The sequence below is a fragment of the Streptomyces sp. A0592 genome (assembly GCF_004795115.1).
Lineage (GTDB): Bacteria > Actinomycetota > Actinomycetes > Streptomycetales > Streptomycetaceae > Streptomyces > Streptomyces erythrochromogenes.
In genome coordinates this window covers 286,039-301,397 of sequence record NZ_SSBM01000005.1, presented here as the reverse complement: position 1 = coordinate 301,397, position 15,359 = coordinate 286,039, and the positions used below count along the sequence as shown (strand labels likewise).

The following is a 15,359-nucleotide window of genomic DNA, read 5'->3' as shown; positions in this document are numbered from 1 at the left end:
GCCCGGAGATACTGGGCGGCATGGACCAGCTTGATCAGCGAGCGTGCCTGGGCGAGTTCCTCCGCTCCCGCCGCGCACGGCTGCGCCCGGAGGACGTGGGCCTGACGGACTACGGGCGCCGGCGGCGCGTGCCGGGGCTGCGCCGTGAGGAACTGGCGCAGCTGGCGGGGGTGTCGGTCGCGTACTACACGCGGCTGGAGCAGCGCGACGGGCACAACGTCTCGGCGGAGGTCCTGGACGCCATCGCGCGGGCGCTGCGCCTGGACGGGACCGAGCGGGCGCACCTGATGGACCTGGCGCGGCCGAAGGCGCGCAGGCGCCGTCAGAGCCGGCGGCCGCAGCAGGTGCGGCCGGCGCTGCGCACGCTGATGGACGCGATGGAGGGCGTACCGGCCTACCTCGTGGGGCACCGGCAGGACGTCATCGGCTGGAACCGGCTGGGGGCCGCGGTCTTCGGGGACTTCGGGGCGCTTCCCGCGGCGGAGCGGAACCTGGTCCGGCTGATGTTCCTGGACCCGGCGACCGCCGAGCTGTACGGGGAGTGGGAGTGCCAGGCGTGCTGGGTCGTCAGCAACCTGCGGCTGTACGCGGGCCAGCATCCGGACGACGAGCAGCTGTCGGCGCTGGTCGGGGAGTTGTCTGTGAAGAACGAGGAGTTCCGGCGGCTGTGGGCGGCGCACACGGTGGCGGACAAGACGCACGGGGTGAAGCTGCTGCGGCACCCGCTGGTGGGGGAGATGCGCCTGTCCTTCGAGACGCTGACGCTGCCCGACGATCCGACGCAGGCCCTGGTGACCTTCCATGCGGAGCCGGGCTCGGCCTCCGAGGACGCGCTGCGCCTGCTGGCGTCCTGGGACGCGCAGCGGACCGCCGAGAAGGCCGCCGAGAAGGCTGCTGAGCCGGCCGCCGGGCAAGCCGCCGGGCAGGCCGTGTGACCCGCGGCGGCGGCCTGCGTCGCGGGATCCCGGATCCCGGATCCGCTACAGCTTGATCTGGTAGATGCCGACGCCGCGCTCGCGCCGGTAGCCGAGCGCCTCGTTGACCGCCCGCATGGGGGCGTTCTCGTCCGCCACCGTGGTGGCGATGCGGCGCAGCTGCGGGTGGCGGGCGGCGGCCTGTGCGGCCATGTGCCGTTTCACGGCGCGTCCGAGGCCGTGGCCGCGGTGGGCGGGTACGACCACCGTGTCGTACTGCAGGGCGGCCGTGCCCCAGGGATCCGGCAGGACGATCTCCGTGTAGGCCGCCACCTCGCCCCCGGGGGTCACCGCCGCGACGGTGATCATGTCCCCGCCCCGGTCGAGGATCAGCTGCTGGAGCGTGTGCAGCCGCTCGGGCGTCCAGGTCTGGATCCGCTCGTCCATGTCGCCGGTCGGCGCGTCCTCCATGGCCGCGTGGGCCGCGGCCGCGGCGGGCGCCCATGCATCGGGGACGAGGCCGTACCAGGTCAGGAGCTCGTAGCCGGGTGTGGCAGGGGGCTGCGCGGGCCCGTCCGCCGGGGCGCCCGCCGGTGGTGCGCCGTCGGCGGGAACGTCCTGTACGTACCAGGCCATCGGCAGGACGTTCTCGAAGCCCAGTGCCTCCGCGAAGGCCTGGCCGGGACCGCCGAGGTCCAGCATGGCCGCGACCGAGGTCCGGCCGTCCGCGAGCAGTTCCGCGCGGACCCGCTCCCACAGGGCGGTGCCGACGCCCCGGCGGCGCGCCTCGGGGCGCACGGTCAGCGCGTCGAGGAAGGCGGTGTGCGTGTTGCCCTTCTCGGTGAACAGGAGCAGGGCGGCCACGCCCCCGCTCTCCCCCGCGCCCTCCCCCGCGCCGGCCGTCCACAGGACGGGCCGGCCGCGCGCCGGCGTCACGCACAGCCGCCCGGCGACCTCGACCCGGGAGGGCGGCGGCAGCTGCGGCAGGTCGACGGCCGCGGCGGAGGTCAGGACCGCCAGCCAGGCGTCCACCTCGGCGTCGGACGGGGGCAGGGCGAGAGAGTGGATCATCATGGGCCCGACCCTAGAGCGCGCCCGGAGCCGCCGCCCGGGAGTTTTCGGCCACGGTGTCCGGCACCACCGCCTTCCGCGGGAACGCCGAACGGCGGGGAACCCGTGGGGTTCCCCGCCGTTCGGCGTTCATGCGGTGGGCCGGGCCCGGTGTCAGGCGGCCGAGCCGGCCTTCCAGTCGGCCCAGTTCATGTTCCAGCCGTTGAGGCCGTTGTCCGGCTTGATCGTCTTGTCCGGGGAGTTGACCACCGTGACGACGTCGCCGATGAGCGAGTTGTCGTAGAACCAGGCGGCCGGCTGGTTCGGGTCGCCCGCGCCCTTGACGTCGTTCAGGCCCACGCATCCGTGGCTGGTGTTGGCGCTGCCGAAGATCGAGTCCGCGCCCCAGTAGTTGCCGTGGAGGAAGGTGCCGGAGTTCGACAGGCGCATCGCGTGCGGCACGTCCTTGATGTCGTACTCGCCCTTGCCGTCGGCGTCCGTGAAGCCGACGGTGGCACCGTTCATCCGGGTCTCCTTGAACTTCTCGGAGATCACCATCTGACCGTTGTAGGTCGGGTTGGCCGGGGCGCCCGCGGAGATCGGGATGGTCTTGAGGACCGCGCCGTCCCGGGTGACCGTCATCTTCTTCGTCTTCACGTCGACCGTGGAGACCTGGCTCCGGCCGATCTTGAAGGTGACGGTCTTGCTCTGGACGCCCTGGACGCCGGGAGCGCCCTGGACGCCTTCCAGCGCCAGCTTCAGCGTGACGGTGGAGCCCGCCTGCCAGTACTGCTCGGGGCGGAAGTCCAGGCGCTGGGCGCTGAACCAGTGGCCGACGACCTCCTGGCCGCTGCTGGAGGAGACCGAGATGCCCGCCTGGACGGCCTTCTTGTCCTTGATCGCCTTGTTGAAGGTGATCGAGACCGGCATGCCGACGCCGACGGTCTGGCCCTCCTCCGGCACGAAGGAGGCCACGAAGCTGTTCTCCGGGGAGACGGTCGTGAAGGAGGCGTTCTCGTGCGCCTCCTTGCCGTCCGCGTCCTTGGCCGTCGCCGACAGGGCGTACTTGGTGGAGCGCTTGAGCGCGCCCTTGGGCTTCCAGCTCTTGCCGTCGGCGGCTATGTCGCCGGCCACGGCCGTGCCCTCGCTCGTCTTGAGCTCGACCTGGGTGAGCGTACCGTCGGTGACGGTGACGTTCGCCGCGTCGTTGAGACCGACGTTGGTCGCGCCGTCCTTCGGCGCGAGCGTGATCTTGGCCTTCGAGGTGTCCTTGGCCGCTGCCGCGTCCACGTCCGCCTGGGACTTGCTGGCCTCACCGTTGCTCTTCGGGTCCCCGCCCCCGCCGCCCCCGTCGCTGCACGCCGAGAGCACCAGTACGCCGCCGAGCACGACGGATATGGCCGCCAGGGACCTTCTCCGCCGCTTGCTGTCCGTCCTCACACGCCACTCCATCGTTGCCGGTAACCCCGAGACCGCCGTCCCGGGGTTGGCCCGGCAGGGGGCGCACCCCCCTGCCCGGTCCTGACAACGCGTTAACGGCGCCGGCCGGTTCCACATTCCGTTGGGATGTGGGCAACCGCACGGTCAGGCGTTGTCGGGTTCTTCGTCGAAGTCCCCATCTTCCTCGTCGAGGTCCCACTCCATCGACTCGGGGTCGTATTCGACGGGCTCGCTGCTCCAGGAGGCCTGCGCGAGCTCCACCCCGGGGATGTCAACGACCAGGTCAGTGGGGTCGACGAGGTAGGCGAGGGCTTCCGATTCGTCTTCCCGGACGGCGGCTTCCGCATGACTGCGTTCCTCGTCCGGCATGAACTCGTCGGCCTTGATGTGGGCGAGCGCGGCCCCCGTGAGCGCCTGGGCGTCCGGCACTTCAAGCACCAGATCCACCCGAAGTCGTACATATCGTGATGTCTCAGAAGGGTTCATACGACGGAGAGTAAGCCCGCGGAAGCCCTGACTTTCCCACGACCCGCCCCTTTCCGTAGCATCGGCGCACACGGCCAATTCGCTGCTGCCACAAGGGGGATCGCACCGTGTCCGCACGCCGACCGCTGCTCACCGCTCTCGGAGCGACCACCCTCCTCGCCGCCCTGTGGTTCGTGCCCTCGGCGGGCGCGACCGCACCGGAAGCGGCGGAGAGCGCCTCCGCCGTACCCGCGGGCGCGAACACGCAGGAGGCGGCCCCGGGGACGGCGGCCATCGGGACGATCTCGGGCTCGGCGCCTTCCGCTTCGGGCGCGCGGTCCTCGTCCCTCTCGCTCGCCGACACCGGTTCCGTCGACACCGCCCCGTACCTCCTGGGCGGTACCTTCTGCCTCGGCATCGGGGCGGCCTTCGTGGCCTTCTCGGTGCGCCGCTCCCCCGGGTCGTAGAAGCGCCCCGCACCACCGCGACGAACGCGTACGACGGCGGAAGGGCCGCCCCGGGAGGTCCCGGGGCGGCCCTTCCGCCGTCTGGTGCGCAGGTGCCGGCCGTCAGGCGAGCGGACCGGTCACCGGCTCCACCGCGGCGAGGAGCCCGCCGGTACGGACGAACGCGTCGGCGGCGGCCAGGTCGGGGGCGAGGAAACGGTCCGGCCCGGGACCCTGGACGCCCGCCGCGCGGGCGGCGGCGATCGCGGCCAGGCTGGCCGGGGCCGCCGTCAGCCCGTGGCGCAGCTCGATGGCGCGGGTGGCCGCGTACAGCTCGATGGCGATGATCCGCGTCAGGTTGTCGACGGCGGTACGCAGCTTGCGCGCGGCCGACCAGCCCATGGAGACGTGGTCCTCCTGCATGGCGGAGGAGGGGATCGAGTCGGCCGAGGCCGGTACCGCGAGCCGCTTCATCTCGCTGACGAGGGCGGCCTGCGTGTACTGGGCGATCATCAGACCGGAGTCCACGCCGGCGTCGTCCGCGAGGAACGGCGGCAGGCCGTGGGAGCGGTTCTTGTCGAGCAGCCGGTCGGTGCGCCGCTCGGCGATGGAGCCGAGGTCGGCGGCGGCGATGGCGAGGAAGTCCAGTACGTAGGCGACCGGGGCGCCGTGGAAGTTGCCGTTGGACTCCACGCGGCCGTCGGGCAGCACCACCGGGTTGTCGACGGCGGAGGCCAGCTCGCGCGAGGCGACCAGGGCGGCGTGCGCCATGGTGTCGCGGCCCGCGCCGGCGACCTGCGGGGCGCAGCGCACGGAGTAGGCGTCCTGCACGCGCGGTGCGGACTCCTCCTGGAAGTGCCCGGTCAGCCCGGAGCCCTTCAGCACGGCGGCCATGTTGGCGGCGGAGGCGCCCTGGCCGGGGTGCGGGCGGATGGCGTGCAGCTCGGGCTGGAGGACCTTGTCGGTGCCGAGCAGGGCCTCCAGGGTGAGGGCGGCGGTGATGTCGGCGGACTTGTAGAGCCTGTCGAGGTCGGCGAGGGCCATGACGAGCATGCCGAGCATGCCGTCGGTGCCGTTGAGGAGGGCCAGGCCCTCCTTCTCGCGGAGTTCGACCGGCTCGATGCCGTGCTCGGCGAGCAGCTCGCCGGCGGGGCGGACGGTGCCGTCGGGGCCCTCGGCGTCACCCTCGCCCATGAGCGCGAGCGCGCAGTGGGACAGCGGGGCGAGGTCGCCGGAGCAGCCGAGGGAGCCGTACTCGTGGACGACCGGGGTGATCCCGGCGTTGAGCACGTCGGCCATGGTCTGCGCCACGGAGGGGCGCACCCCGGTGTGGCCGGAGGCGACGGTCTTGAGCCGGAGGAACATCAGCGCGCGGACCACCTCGCGCTCGACGCGCGGGCCCATGCCGGCGGCGTGCGAGCGGACGATGTTGCGCTGGAGCTGGGCGCGCAGCTCGGGACTGATGTGCCGGGAGGCGAGGGCGCCGAACCCGGTGGACACCCCGTAGACGGGTTCGGGCTTGGCGGCCAGCGCGTCGACGATCTCGCGGGCGCGGGCGAGTGCGTCGAGCGCCTCGCCGGACAGCTCGACCCGTGCGTTGCCGCGGGCAACGGCGATGACGTCCTCGGCGGTGGTACCGGACGTCCCCACCACGACAGTGTGCATATCCATATTCAGCACCCTACGGATTGAATCGCTACATGTCACTAGCTGGCGCTGTCACGATCGCGCAGCCACTGGACCCCTTACGCAAGGACACGCCCGCCCGGCGCCCGGCCGGCGGTCACTGGCGGCCGCGGAAACGCCGCCGCTCACCGGGAGCCTCCTGGGCGGCGGCGTCCGCCAGCCGCACCACCGCCGTGTCCCGGCCCGCGACCACCGGCTCGGCCGAACGTGCCGCCTTCGCCTTGTACTGGGCGGCGTCCGCGAGGCGGAACAGCCGCCGGGAGGACTTCACCGGCCCGATCGGGTCCCCGGTGGAGGCCACCCCGCAGGCCACGCCCTCGCCCAGCTCCAGCCCGGCGGCGCGCGTACACAGCTCCTCGGCGACCCGGACGACGTCGTCCGCCGGCGGGCCGACCCCGACCAGGCAGAACTCGTCGCCGCCCAGACGCGCGACCAGCGCGCCCGGCAGTATGGCCCCGCACAGGCTCAGCACCGAGCCGAAACGCTCCAGCAGCCGGTCGCCCATGGCGTGCCCGAGGGTGTCGTTGACCTTCTTCAGCCCGTTCAGGTCGCAGACGACGAGGCTGACGACGGCACCGGTCCGCCGGTGCTCCTCCAGGGCCTCGTCGAGGCGCATGTCGACGGCCCGGCGGTTGGCGAGCCCGGTCAGCGGATCGGTGAAGGCGAGCCGCCGCGCCTCCTCCAGGCGCTCGTTCTGCGCGAGGCCGGCCGCGACCACGGCGGCGAGCACGGTGGCGAACTCCGCATCGCCCTCGTCGAAGTCGGGCAGCCCCTCGTCCCGGGCCACGTACAGCTCGCCCCAGGCCCGCCCGCTGAGCACGACGGGCGCGACCACGCACGTACCGCGGCCCCGGCGGCGCAGGGCCTCGCCACGCCGCCCCGGCCGGTCGCCGACGGCGCTCTCGACCCAGGCGTGGGGGCCGCCCCCGCCCACCCACCGCTCGTGCAGGAACTCGGTGATCTCGGGGAAGTCGTGGACCGGATAGGACTCGTCCTCGGGGAACTCCTCCTCGCCCGCCCGCCGCTCACCCTCGTTGACGAGCACGCGCAGGCACCCGCGCTCCCGCTCCCACGCGGAGATCGCGGCGAACGAGCCGTCCATCGCCAGGCGCGCGCCCCGCGCCGCCGCACGCACACTGTCGCGCGGCGTGCTCGCCGCGGCCATCGCCTGGGCGAGGCCCACCACGGCTCGCAGCCGCCCGTCAGCTCCCATCACCCCAGGTTAGGGAGTTTTGTCGGATTTTGAGATAGTTGGCGCGAGTTTAGACGCGACCAAGATCACCTGAGGTCCGCCCGGGAGGTCCGGCCCGGCCCTCGGTGCGGGCCCTACTCCCCCGGCCAGTTCGGCTTGCGCTTCTCGTTGAAGGCCGCCACGCCCTCCGCCCGGTCGCCGGAGAAGGCGACCGTCCGCCAGGCGGCGTCCTCGATCTCCAGGCCGGCCGCCAGGTCCATCCCGTGGCCCAGCCGCAGCGCGCGCTTGGCGGCCCGCAGGCCCACCGGCGAGTTCGCGGCCATCCGCGACGCCAGCGCCAGCGCCTCGGCCGTGTCCCGGCCCGCCGGCACCACGGAGTCCACCAGCCCCAGGGAGAGCGCCTCGGCGGCCTCCACCCGGCGTGCCGTGAAGATCAGCTCGGCGGCCCGCGCCGCACCCACGCGGCGCGGCAGCAGCTGCGTACCGCCGCCGCCCGGGATCACGCCCACGGAGACCTCGGGCAGGCCGACCACCGCGGTCTCGTCGGCGACGATCACGTCGCAGGCCAGGGCCAGCTCGAAGCCGCCGCCCAGCGCGAACCCGTGCACCGCCGCGACCGTCGGCATCGGCAGCTCCAGCACGCCGCCGTAGGCCCCGCGCGTGGTCGGCCGCTGCCGCACCAGCTCGGCGTCGGAGAGCGAGTTGCGCTCCTTGAGGTCGGCCCCCACGCAGAAGGCCCGCTCCGCGGCGGAGGAGAGCACGACCACCCGCACGGAACGGTCCGCGGCCAGCGCGGCGCAGGCCGCGCCGATGGCACGGGCCATGTCGGTCGAGACCGCGTTCATGGCCTTGGGGCGGTCCAGGACCAGCTCCGCGACCCCGCCCTCGTGGCGGCGTACCGCCACGAACTCCGACTCGAACTCGGACGCCATAGGACCCTCCCGGTTAACGAACGTTACGTCGGGATAGTAGGCGGTGTCCCGCCGATCGGTAGGGGCCCGTGGCGCATTGCAGTGGGGTCGTGACGTCCGCCCGCCCGGCCGCGGCCGGCTGCGCCCGGGGGCACACCTGCGCCAGTGCCGACACCGGCGGCGGGCGGGCAGGGGTCAGCGGCGCTTGCGGCGCGTCAGCGACCAGGGCTCCACGACGCCCAGGCCGCGCACCGGCCGCTGCCACATCGGCTGGAGGGCGAACCGGTAGGCCGCGCCCTCGTCGGGCTCCGTCTCCGCCTCCTTCTCCGACACCGGAGCGGCGCCGGTCCGGGAGAGCTCCTCGGCCATGGCCCCGTCCACCAGCACGGCGTCCTTGGGCGCTATGGACGTCAGGCGGCTCGCGAGGTTCACCGTGGTCCCGAAGACGTCGCCCATCCGGGTCGTCACCGTGCCGAAGGCGATCCCGACCCGCAGCTCGGGCATCTGCGGGTCCGCCTCCATCGTCTCGATGAGCCGCAGCGCGATCTCCGCGGCGGTCGCCGCGTCGTCGGCGCAGTACAGCACCTCGTCACCCAGCGTCTTGATCAGCCGGCCGCCGTACGCGGCCACCAGGTCCGCCGCGGTCGTCTCGAAGGACTCGACGAGCTCGCCGAGCTCCTCCTCCTCCAGCCGGCGCGTCAGGCGGGTGAAGCCCACCAGGTCGGCGAAGCCCACCGCGAGCCGCCGGTCGACCATCTCCTCGTCGTCCGCGACCTGCACCACGCGTCCGGTGGCCGCCGCCAGCTGGCGCCGCCACACGTAGACGAGGAACTCCTCCAGCTCCGGCAGGAGCAGCTCGACCAGCGGGTACGTGACCTCCGTACGGGTCATCCCCGGCTCCGGCGGCTCCGTGAGCCCCTCCAGGAAGGAGTCGATCTGCCACTCCGCCAGCCGCGCCGTGGTCTGCCCGGTGGACCGCGCCACCTGCACCGCCATCGGCTCGGACAGCAGCCCGGCCTCCACGAGGCCGGCGAGCCGGCGCAGGGCCAGGACGTCCGCCTCCGTCAGCGCCCGGGCCTGGCCGATGTCGGCGAAGCCCATGGCCCGCCAGAAGCGGGAGGCGAGCTCCATCGACACCCCGGCGCTGCGGGCGGCCTGGAAGGGCGTGTACCGGCGCTCGGCGCCCAGGATCAGCTGCTCCAGGCGGATCGCGAGGGGATCCGCCGTCGGCTGCACGGTGTGGTCGACCTCGTGGTGGGGAGTGTGCTGGTCGCGCCCGATCGGGGTACCCGGACCACTGGGCCCGGGGGCGGACGCGCCGGAAGCAGAGTCGTCGACGGTCAAGGGCCGCCTCCTGTCCATTCCGTGCGCACTGCCCTGCCGAACCGGTTGATCACCACGAGCAGCGGGATCGCCTAAACCATACGGCAGGTGTGCCGTAGCTCACTCCCCCTCCCCGGCTTCGATCCGGGACCGACCCCGGGCCCCGCACGGCGGCGCATGAGGCCGCACGCACCCGAAACGCTGCATTCCGCGCATTTCGCTGCACGCCCGGCCCCACCCCCGTCAGTGCACGGACCGCAGGTGGACGACGTCGCCGGCCCCTACCGCCTCGTGCGTGCCTTCGGCCGTACGGATCACCAGGCGGCCATCGGTGTCGACGGCTTCGGCCGTTCCGGTGAGGGTGCGCCCGCCCGGGAGCTCCGCGCGCACGTGCCGGCCGAGGGTGGCGCAGCCCGCCGCGTAGGTCTCCTGGAGGCCGCTGGCCGCCGGGTCGCCGCCGGCGGCGCGCCAGTTCCCGTACCACTCCTCCAGGGACCGCAGCACGGCCTTCAGCAGGGGTTCGCGGTCGGTCACGGTGGCCTTGGCCAGCAGCAGCGATCCGGCGGCCGGCACCGGGAGCTCCTCCTCGGTCAGGGTGACGTTGAGCCCGATGCCGACGATCACGCCGTCCTCGACCCGCTCGGCGAGGATGCCGCCGGTCTTGCGCTCCTCCCCGTCCACACTGACCAGCAGGTCGTTGGGCCACTTGAGGGCGGTGTCCACGCCGGCGGCCCGGGAGAGCCCGGTCGCGGTGGCCACGCCGGCCAGGAGGGTCAGCCACCCCCACTGCTCCTGCGGCACCGCGTCGCCCGGCTTGAACAGCACGGAGAAGAAGAGCCCGGACCGGGCGGGCGCGACCCAGCTCCGGTCGAGCCGGCCGCGTCCGGCGCTCTGCTCCTCGGCGACGACCACGGCTCCCTCGGGCAGCTCCGCCGCCCGCGTGGCAAGGTCGGTATTGGTGGACCCGGTGGAGGCGACCACCTCCAGCGAGGTCCACAGCCCGTCCCCGGTGACGAGGGCCCGCCGCAGCGCGGCGGCATTGAGCGGCGGCCGGTCCAGGCTCGACCAACGACCTGCGGAGGCTCCGGCTGATGCATCTGATGACATGGTCGGATTCCTTATGTCGCCGTGTGTGATCCTCTGACCCGGGCTTGTGTTCGGATCTTGACTGACCCTAGCTTCCCCGCTGTGGGCAATTCTGCGGTAAAGCGGGCATTCAAGTTCCGTTTCTACCCCGACGACGCGCAGGCAACAGAGCTCTCCAAGACATTCGGCTGCGTGCGGAAGGTCTACAACCTGGCGCTCTCCGCCCGTTCCGAGGCTCGGGCCCACAGGGAGCACCTCGGCTACGCGCAGACTTCGGCGCTGTTGACCGCATGGAAACAGAGCCCGGAATTGGCCTTTCTGAACGAGGTGTCCTGTGTGCCCCTCCAGCAGGCGCTGCGGCACCTCCAGCGGGCGTTCGTCGCATTCTGGGACGGGCGGTCGCGCCACCCCCGGTTCAAGTCCAAGCGGAAGTCCCGGGCGAGCGCCGAGTACACCCGATCCGCCTTCCGCTTCCGCGGCGGCCGGCCGACTCTCGCCAAGATGGCGGCCCCCCTGCCGGTGGTCTGGTCGCGTCGACTGCCGGCAGACGCGGAGCCGACGACCGTGACCGTGTCCCGGGACCCGGCCGGCCGCTGGTTCGTCTCCCTGCTCTTCGAGGACAGCCCTGAGCCGTTCCCCCCTGTGGCACATGCGGTGGGGATCGACGCGGGGCTGACAGCGCTGGTCACCTTGTCGACCGGAGAAAGGGTCATCAACCCGAAGCACGAACGCAAGGACCGCGCCCGCCTGGCACGGGCCCAGCGGGCCCTGTCGCGCAAGGAGAGGGGCAGTAAGAATCGGGCCAAGGCTCGCATCCGGGTAGCGAAAGTCCATGCGCGCATTGCCGACCGCCGCCGGGACCACCTGCACAAACTGACGACTCGACTCGTGCGCGAAAACCAAACGCTCGTGATCGAAGACCTCGATGTCCGCACCATGCAACAGCACCCGGGGCTCGCCCGGGCCATCTCCGACGCGTCCTGGCGCGAGATGCGGAGCATGCTGGAGTACAAGACAACCTGGTACGGGCGGGAGCTGATCACCATTGACCGGTGGCATCCCAGCTCGAAGCTGTGCTCGGTATGCGGCGCCCTCGCCCGGGACATGCCCCTGAGCATCCGGGCCTGGAGGTGCGCCGACTGCGGGACGGAGCACGACCGCGACGAGAACGCGGCGATCAACCTCTTGGCCGCCGGGCTGGCGGTGTCCGCCTGTGGAGCGGGCGTAGGACCCCGGCGGGCATCCGCCACGCCGGGGCAGCGCGCGATGAAGCAGGAAGGCCTGTCCGCGAGGGCGGGAAAGCCCCCTTTAGGGAAGGCGACGAGGCCAAGCAACCCAATGTAGGTGTGTCAAACGCCGCACTGCCGAGCGCCATGCCCGCCGATACGCTACGCACCAGTAGCCAGCAGTAGTCAATCAATTGACCAGGCAGTTGACACCATGCAGGGAGCCGCGACCCCGATGTCACATCCGTCAGAGCCGATCGACATGCACACCACCGCGGGCAAGATCGCGGATCTGCAGCGCCGCATCGACGAAGCCACCCACGCCGGTTCCGCCCGTGCCGTGGAGAAGCAGCACGCCAAGGGCAAGCTGACGGCGCGTGAGCGGGTTGCCCTACTGCTGGACGAAGGATCCTTCGTCGAGCTCGACGAGTTCGCCCGGCACCGTTCCACCAACTTCGGGCTGGAGAAGACCCGCCCCTACGGCGACGGCGTCGTCACCGGCTACGGCACGGTCGACGGGCGCCCCGTCGCCGTGTTCTCGCAGGACTTCACCGTCTTCGGCGGAGCCCTCGGCGAGACCTTCGGCCAGAAGATCATGAAGGTCATGGACTTCGCGCTGAAGACCGGCTGCCCGCTCGTCGGCATCAACGACTCCGGCGGCGCCCGCATCCAGGAGGGCGTCAGCGCGCTGGGCATGTACGGCGAGATCTTCCGCCGCAACGTCCACGCCTCGGGCGTGATCCCGCAGATCAGCCTGGTCGTCGGACCCTGCGCCGGCGGCGCCGTGTACTCCCCGGCCATCACCGACTTCACGGTGATGGTGGACCAGACCTCGCACATGTTCATCACCGGCCCGGACGTCATCAAGACGGTCACCGGCGAGGACGTCGGCTTCGAGGAGCTGGGCGGTGCGCGGACGCACAACAGCACGTCCGGCGTCGCGCACCACATGGCGGGTGACGAGAAGGACGCCATCGAGTACGTGAAGTCGCTCCTGTCGTACCTGCCGTCGAACAACCTCTCCGAGCCGCCCGCGTTCCCGGAGGAGGCCGACACCGAGGTCTCCGACACCGACCGCGAGCTCGACGTGCTGATCCCGGACAGCGCGAACCAGCCGTACGACATGCACACCGTGATCGAGCACGTGCTCGACGACGCGGAGTTCCTGGAGACGCAGTCGCTCTTCGCGCCGAACATCCTGACCGGCTTCGGCCGGGTCGAGGGCCACCCGGTGGGTGTCGTCGCCAACCAGCCGATGCAGTTCGCCGGCTGCCTGGACATCGACGCCTCCGAGAAGGCGGCCCGCTTCGTGCGGACCTGCGACGCCTTCAACATCCCGGTGCTGACCTTCGTCGACGTCCCGGGCTTCCTTCCGGGCACCGACCAGGAGTACAACGGAATCATCCGGCGCGGCGCCAAGCTGATCTACGCGTACGCCGAGGCCACCGTCCCCCTGATCACCGTCATCACCCGCAAGGCCTTCGGCGGCGCCTACGACGTCATGGGCTCCAAGCACCTCGGCGCGGACCTGAACCTGGCCTGGCCGACCGCGCAGATCGCCGTCATGGGCGCGCAGGGCGCGGTGAACATCCTGCACCGCCGCACCCTCGCCGAGACCGCCCCCGAGGAGGTGGAGGAGACCCGGACCCGGCTCATCGCCGAGTACGAGGACGCGCTGCTCAACCCGTACACGGCGGCCGAGCGCGGCTACATCGACGCGGTGACCATGCCGTCCGAGACCCGTGCGCACGTGGTGAAGGGGCTGCGGCAGCTGCGCACCAAGCGGGAGTCCCTGCCGCCGAAGAAGCACGGCAACATCCCCCTCTAGTCCCTCCAGGAGGTCACCGTGGTGATCAAGGTCGTCAAGGGCAATCCGACCCCGGAGGAGCTGGCCGCCGCACTGGCGGTGGTCCAGGCGCGCGCGGCGCTGCTGGCTTCGTCGCAGCCGTCGGGCGCCCCGCAGGTCTCGGACGAGTGGTCGACGCCGTCCCGGGTGGCACGGCGGCGGCTTCCGCAGCCGGGGCCGCGGGCCTGGGGGCGGACCTACTGGCCCGGATAGCCGGCATGTGGTGAACGCGGGGCGGCGCTTGAGTACCCGTACTCAGGCGCCGCACCCGTTTCCGGGGCCAGGATCGGAACATGCTCTGGTCCGACCCGAAGAACGAGCCGCCCAAGGACATGCGCGACGCGCAGGCGATGATCCGGCGGCTCACCGTGGTGCTCGCCCTCGCCATGCTCGTGGTGGTCTACGTCCTCGGTGTGGGCCACTTCTGAGCCGTGCCCGGGCGCACCTACGATGGCGGGCATGACTGCCACACCCCAGCCCGCGAGCGGGCGCAAGCTCGTCCTCGCCTCCGCCTCCCCCGCCCGGCTGAACCTGCTGCGGCAGGCCGGTCTCGCCCCGCACGTGATCGTCAGCGGCTTCGACGAGGACACCCTGGAGCACGACGAGCCGGCCGGGCTGGCCCTGGCGCTGGCCGAGGCCAAGGCGGCCGTCGTGGCCGGCCTGGACGAGGCCTCGGGCGCGCTGGTGATCGGCTGCGACTCGGTGCTGGAGCTGGACGGCGAGGCGCTGGGCAAGCCCGCGGACGCCGAGGAGGCCACCGCGCGCTGGAAGGCGATGCGCGGCCGGGCCGGCGTGCTGCGCACCGGGCACTGCGTGATCGACACGGCGACCGGGCGGCAGGTCTCGGCCACGGCGTCGACGACGGTCCGCTTCGGCGAGCCGACGGACGCGGAGGTGGCGGCGTACGTGGCGAGCGGCGAGCCGCTGCACGTGGCGGGGGCGTTCACCCTGGACGGGCTGTCGGCGCCGTTCATCGACGGCATCGACGGGGATCACGGCAACGTGATCGGGCTGTCCATGCCGCTGCTGCGCTCCCTGCTGGGCGAACTGGACGTGTCCATCACGGACTTGTGGGCTTGAGCTCCCCGAACGGCGGCGGTGGCGGGGCGTCCTCGACCGGGCCGCCGCCGTCACCCTCGCCGGTCTGCCGGGCGGCGGGGTAGAGCGTGAGGATCAGTACGAGCAGACACAGGATCACCATCAGCGCCGCGAAGGCCGCCCAGCCGACCAGGCCGACGGCGAGCATGCCCAGCACCGCGTGGGTGACGGCGGCGCTGATGAGCACGACGCGGCCGAAGCGGCCCGGGGAGCGGTCGCGCAGCGCGGCGAGGACGGCGAGCACGGCGCACAGCAGGAGGAAGGCGCCCATGCCCGCGCCCATGGCGTAGGTGGCCTTGGACATGACGTCGGGATCGCTGCCGGCGATGGACATCGACTGGTTGGCCGTGGTCCGGCCCAGCACGATGTGGACGAGCACCAGCACGGCGGCTTCCGCGACCAGCACGATCGCGGCCAGTCCGGCCACGAGTCTTCGCACCACGTGCACCCACCCCCCAAGCGCCATACGCCCGTTCGACGCCTGGAGGCTACTAACGGGTAGCCCCGCGGGCAAGGGATGTGTCCGCATCGCCCGTCCGGAGTACACGCCCGGCGCGCTGCGGCCCGTCGGGACCGCGGTCGGCCGCCCGGCTGTGGGTACGGTGTTGTCCCGGTTCGCCCTGCGGGACGACGGAGCTACCAATCAGTAAACAAGGGGACAACTCCGCGCTCGCCA

16 protein-coding genes are annotated in these 15,359 nt (G+C 72.3%); 7 read left to right on the top strand and 9 right to left on the bottom strand.

Features of this window, described 5'->3' with window-relative positions; translation table 11 throughout:
* Nucleotides 1–20: 20 nt before the first annotated feature.
* Nucleotides 21–935: a helix-turn-helix transcriptional regulator gene (locus tag E6U81_RS10720; RefSeq protein WP_136229821.1), complete on the top strand. Its 915-nt coding sequence runs from the start codon at nucleotides 21–23 to the stop codon at nucleotides 933–935.
* A 45-nt stretch (nucleotides 936–980) separates the two neighbouring features.
* Here the strand turns inward: E6U81_RS10720 and E6U81_RS10715 are convergent, their stop codons facing one another.
* The 3 genes from E6U81_RS10715 to E6U81_RS10705 form a co-directional block, all read right to left on the bottom strand.
* Nucleotides 981–1,988 (bottom strand): GNAT family N-acetyltransferase, encoded by a 1,008-nt coding sequence (locus E6U81_RS10715; RefSeq protein ID WP_136229820.1) that lies wholly within the window; start codon nucleotides 1,986–1,988, stop codon nucleotides 981–983.
* Nucleotides 1,989–2,138: 150 nt separating this feature from the next.
* Entirely contained in the window at nucleotides 2,139–3,416 is a 1,278-nt protein-coding gene (locus E6U81_RS10710; protein WP_136229819.1) for an Ig-like domain-containing protein, read from the bottom strand.
* 132 nt (nucleotides 3,417–3,548) lie between these two features.
* Complete coding sequence (locus E6U81_RS10705) at nucleotides 3,549–3,851, bottom strand: hypothetical protein (protein ID WP_240803753.1); 303 nt, start codon at nucleotides 3,849–3,851, stop codon at nucleotides 3,549–3,551.
* A 146-nt stretch (nucleotides 3,852–3,997) separates the two neighbouring features.
* On the opposite strand from E6U81_RS10705, the gene E6U81_RS10700 reads away from it, so the two are divergent.
* Nucleotides 3,998–4,336, top strand: coding sequence for a hypothetical protein (locus tag E6U81_RS10700; RefSeq protein WP_136229817.1), 339 nt, complete (start codon nucleotides 3,998–4,000; stop codon nucleotides 4,334–4,336).
* A 102-nt stretch (nucleotides 4,337–4,438) separates the two neighbouring features.
* On the opposite strand, the gene hutH is transcribed toward E6U81_RS10700, so the two are convergent.
* From hutH to E6U81_RS10675, 5 genes are all read right to left on the bottom strand, one after another.
* Complete coding sequence (gene hutH / locus E6U81_RS10695) at nucleotides 4,439–5,980, bottom strand: histidine ammonia-lyase (RefSeq protein WP_046779124.1); 1,542 nt, start codon at nucleotides 5,978–5,980, stop codon at nucleotides 4,439–4,441.
* Nucleotides 5,981–6,098: 118 nt separating this feature from the next.
* Nucleotides 6,099–7,214: a GGDEF domain-containing protein gene (locus E6U81_RS10690; RefSeq protein ID WP_136229816.1), complete on the bottom strand. Its 1,116-nt coding sequence runs from the start codon at nucleotides 7,212–7,214 to the stop codon at nucleotides 6,099–6,101.
* Nucleotides 7,215–7,327: 113 nt separating this feature from the next.
* Nucleotides 7,328–8,125, bottom strand: coding sequence for an enoyl-CoA hydratase-related protein (locus tag E6U81_RS10685; RefSeq protein WP_136229815.1), 798 nt, complete (start codon nucleotides 8,123–8,125; stop codon nucleotides 7,328–7,330).
* 174 nt (nucleotides 8,126–8,299) lie between these two features.
* Nucleotides 8,300–9,448 carry an adenylate/guanylate cyclase domain-containing protein gene (locus tag E6U81_RS10680; RefSeq protein ID WP_030661663.1) on the bottom strand — a complete coding sequence of 383 codons (1,149 nt, stop codon included), beginning with the start codon at nucleotides 9,446–9,448 and terminating at the stop codon, nucleotides 8,300–8,302.
* 222 nt (nucleotides 9,449–9,670) lie between these two features.
* Complete coding sequence (locus E6U81_RS10675; protein WP_136229814.1) at nucleotides 9,671–10,534, bottom strand: biotin--[acetyl-CoA-carboxylase] ligase; 864 nt, start codon at nucleotides 10,532–10,534, stop codon at nucleotides 9,671–9,673.
* Nucleotides 10,535–10,615: 81 nt separating this feature from the next.
* On the opposite strand from E6U81_RS10675, the gene E6U81_RS10670 reads away from it, so the two are divergent.
* The 5 genes from E6U81_RS10670 to E6U81_RS10655 all read left to right on the top strand — a co-directional run bounded on the left by E6U81_RS10670 (nucleotide 10,616) and on the right by E6U81_RS10655 (nucleotide 14,665).
* Complete coding sequence (locus E6U81_RS10670) at nucleotides 10,616–11,857, top strand: transposase (protein WP_240803752.1); 1,242 nt, start codon at nucleotides 10,616–10,618, stop codon at nucleotides 11,855–11,857.
* A 117-nt stretch (nucleotides 11,858–11,974) separates the two neighbouring features.
* Complete coding sequence (locus E6U81_RS10665; RefSeq protein WP_136229813.1) at nucleotides 11,975–13,567, top strand: acyl-CoA carboxylase subunit beta; 1,593 nt, start codon at nucleotides 11,975–11,977, stop codon at nucleotides 13,565–13,567.
* A gap of 18 nt (nucleotides 13,568–13,585) precedes the next feature.
* Entirely contained in the window at nucleotides 13,586–13,798 is a 213-nt protein-coding gene (locus E6U81_RS10660) for an acyl-CoA carboxylase epsilon subunit (protein WP_136229812.1), read from the top strand.
* An 80-nt stretch (nucleotides 13,799–13,878) separates the two neighbouring features.
* A complete protein-coding gene (locus E6U81_RS41700) occupies nucleotides 13,879–14,013 on the top strand; it encodes a hypothetical protein (RefSeq protein WP_266353118.1) in 135 nt (44 codons plus the stop codon).
* 31 nt (nucleotides 14,014–14,044) lie between these two features.
* Nucleotides 14,045–14,665 carry a nucleoside triphosphate pyrophosphatase gene (locus tag E6U81_RS10655; RefSeq protein WP_168714600.1) on the top strand — a complete coding sequence of 207 codons (621 nt, stop codon included), beginning with the start codon at nucleotides 14,045–14,047 and terminating at the stop codon, nucleotides 14,663–14,665.
* On the opposite strand, the gene E6U81_RS10650 is transcribed toward E6U81_RS10655, so the two are convergent.
* Complete coding sequence (locus E6U81_RS10650; protein ID WP_240803751.1) at nucleotides 14,646–15,125, bottom strand: hypothetical protein; 480 nt, start codon at nucleotides 15,123–15,125, stop codon at nucleotides 14,646–14,648. The two genes, E6U81_RS10655 and E6U81_RS10650, sit on opposite strands and share 20 nt — an antisense overlap.
* Nucleotides 15,126–15,359: the final 234 nt, after the last annotated feature.

Bases quoted from the DNA above. Each gene is read 5' to 3' on its own strand.
- E6U81_RS10720 (WP_136229821.1), top strand. From the start codon at position 21: ATGGACCAGCTTGATCAGCGAGCGTGCCTGGGCGAGTTCCTCCGCTCC.
- E6U81_RS10685 (WP_136229815.1), bottom strand. From the start codon at position 8,125: ATGGCGTCCGAGTTCGAGTCGGAGTTCGTGGCGGTACGCCGCCACGAG.
- hutH (WP_046779124.1), bottom strand. From the start codon at position 5,980: ATGCACACTGTCGTGGTGGGGACGTCCGGTACCACCGCCGAGGACGTC.
- E6U81_RS10690 (WP_136229816.1), bottom strand. From the start codon at position 7,214: ATGGGAGCTGACGGGCGGCTGCGAGCCGTGGTGGGCCTCGCCCAGGCG.
- E6U81_RS10675 (WP_136229814.1), bottom strand. From the start codon at position 10,534: ATGTCATCAGATGCATCAGCCGGAGCCTCCGCAGGTCGTTGGTCGAGC.
- E6U81_RS41700 (WP_266353118.1), top strand. From the start codon at position 13,879: ATGCTCTGGTCCGACCCGAAGAACGAGCCGCCCAAGGACATGCGCGAC.
- E6U81_RS10715 (WP_136229820.1), bottom strand. From the start codon at position 1,988: ATGATGATCCACTCTCTCGCCCTGCCCCCGTCCGACGCCGAGGTGGAC.
- E6U81_RS10665 (WP_136229813.1), top strand. From the start codon at position 11,975: ATGTCACATCCGTCAGAGCCGATCGACATGCACACCACCGCGGGCAAG.
- E6U81_RS10710 (WP_136229819.1), bottom strand. From the start codon at position 3,416: ATGGAGTGGCGTGTGAGGACGGACAGCAAGCGGCGGAGAAGGTCCCTG.
- E6U81_RS10655 (WP_168714600.1), top strand. From the start codon at position 14,045: ATGACTGCCACACCCCAGCCCGCGAGCGGGCGCAAGCTCGTCCTCGCC.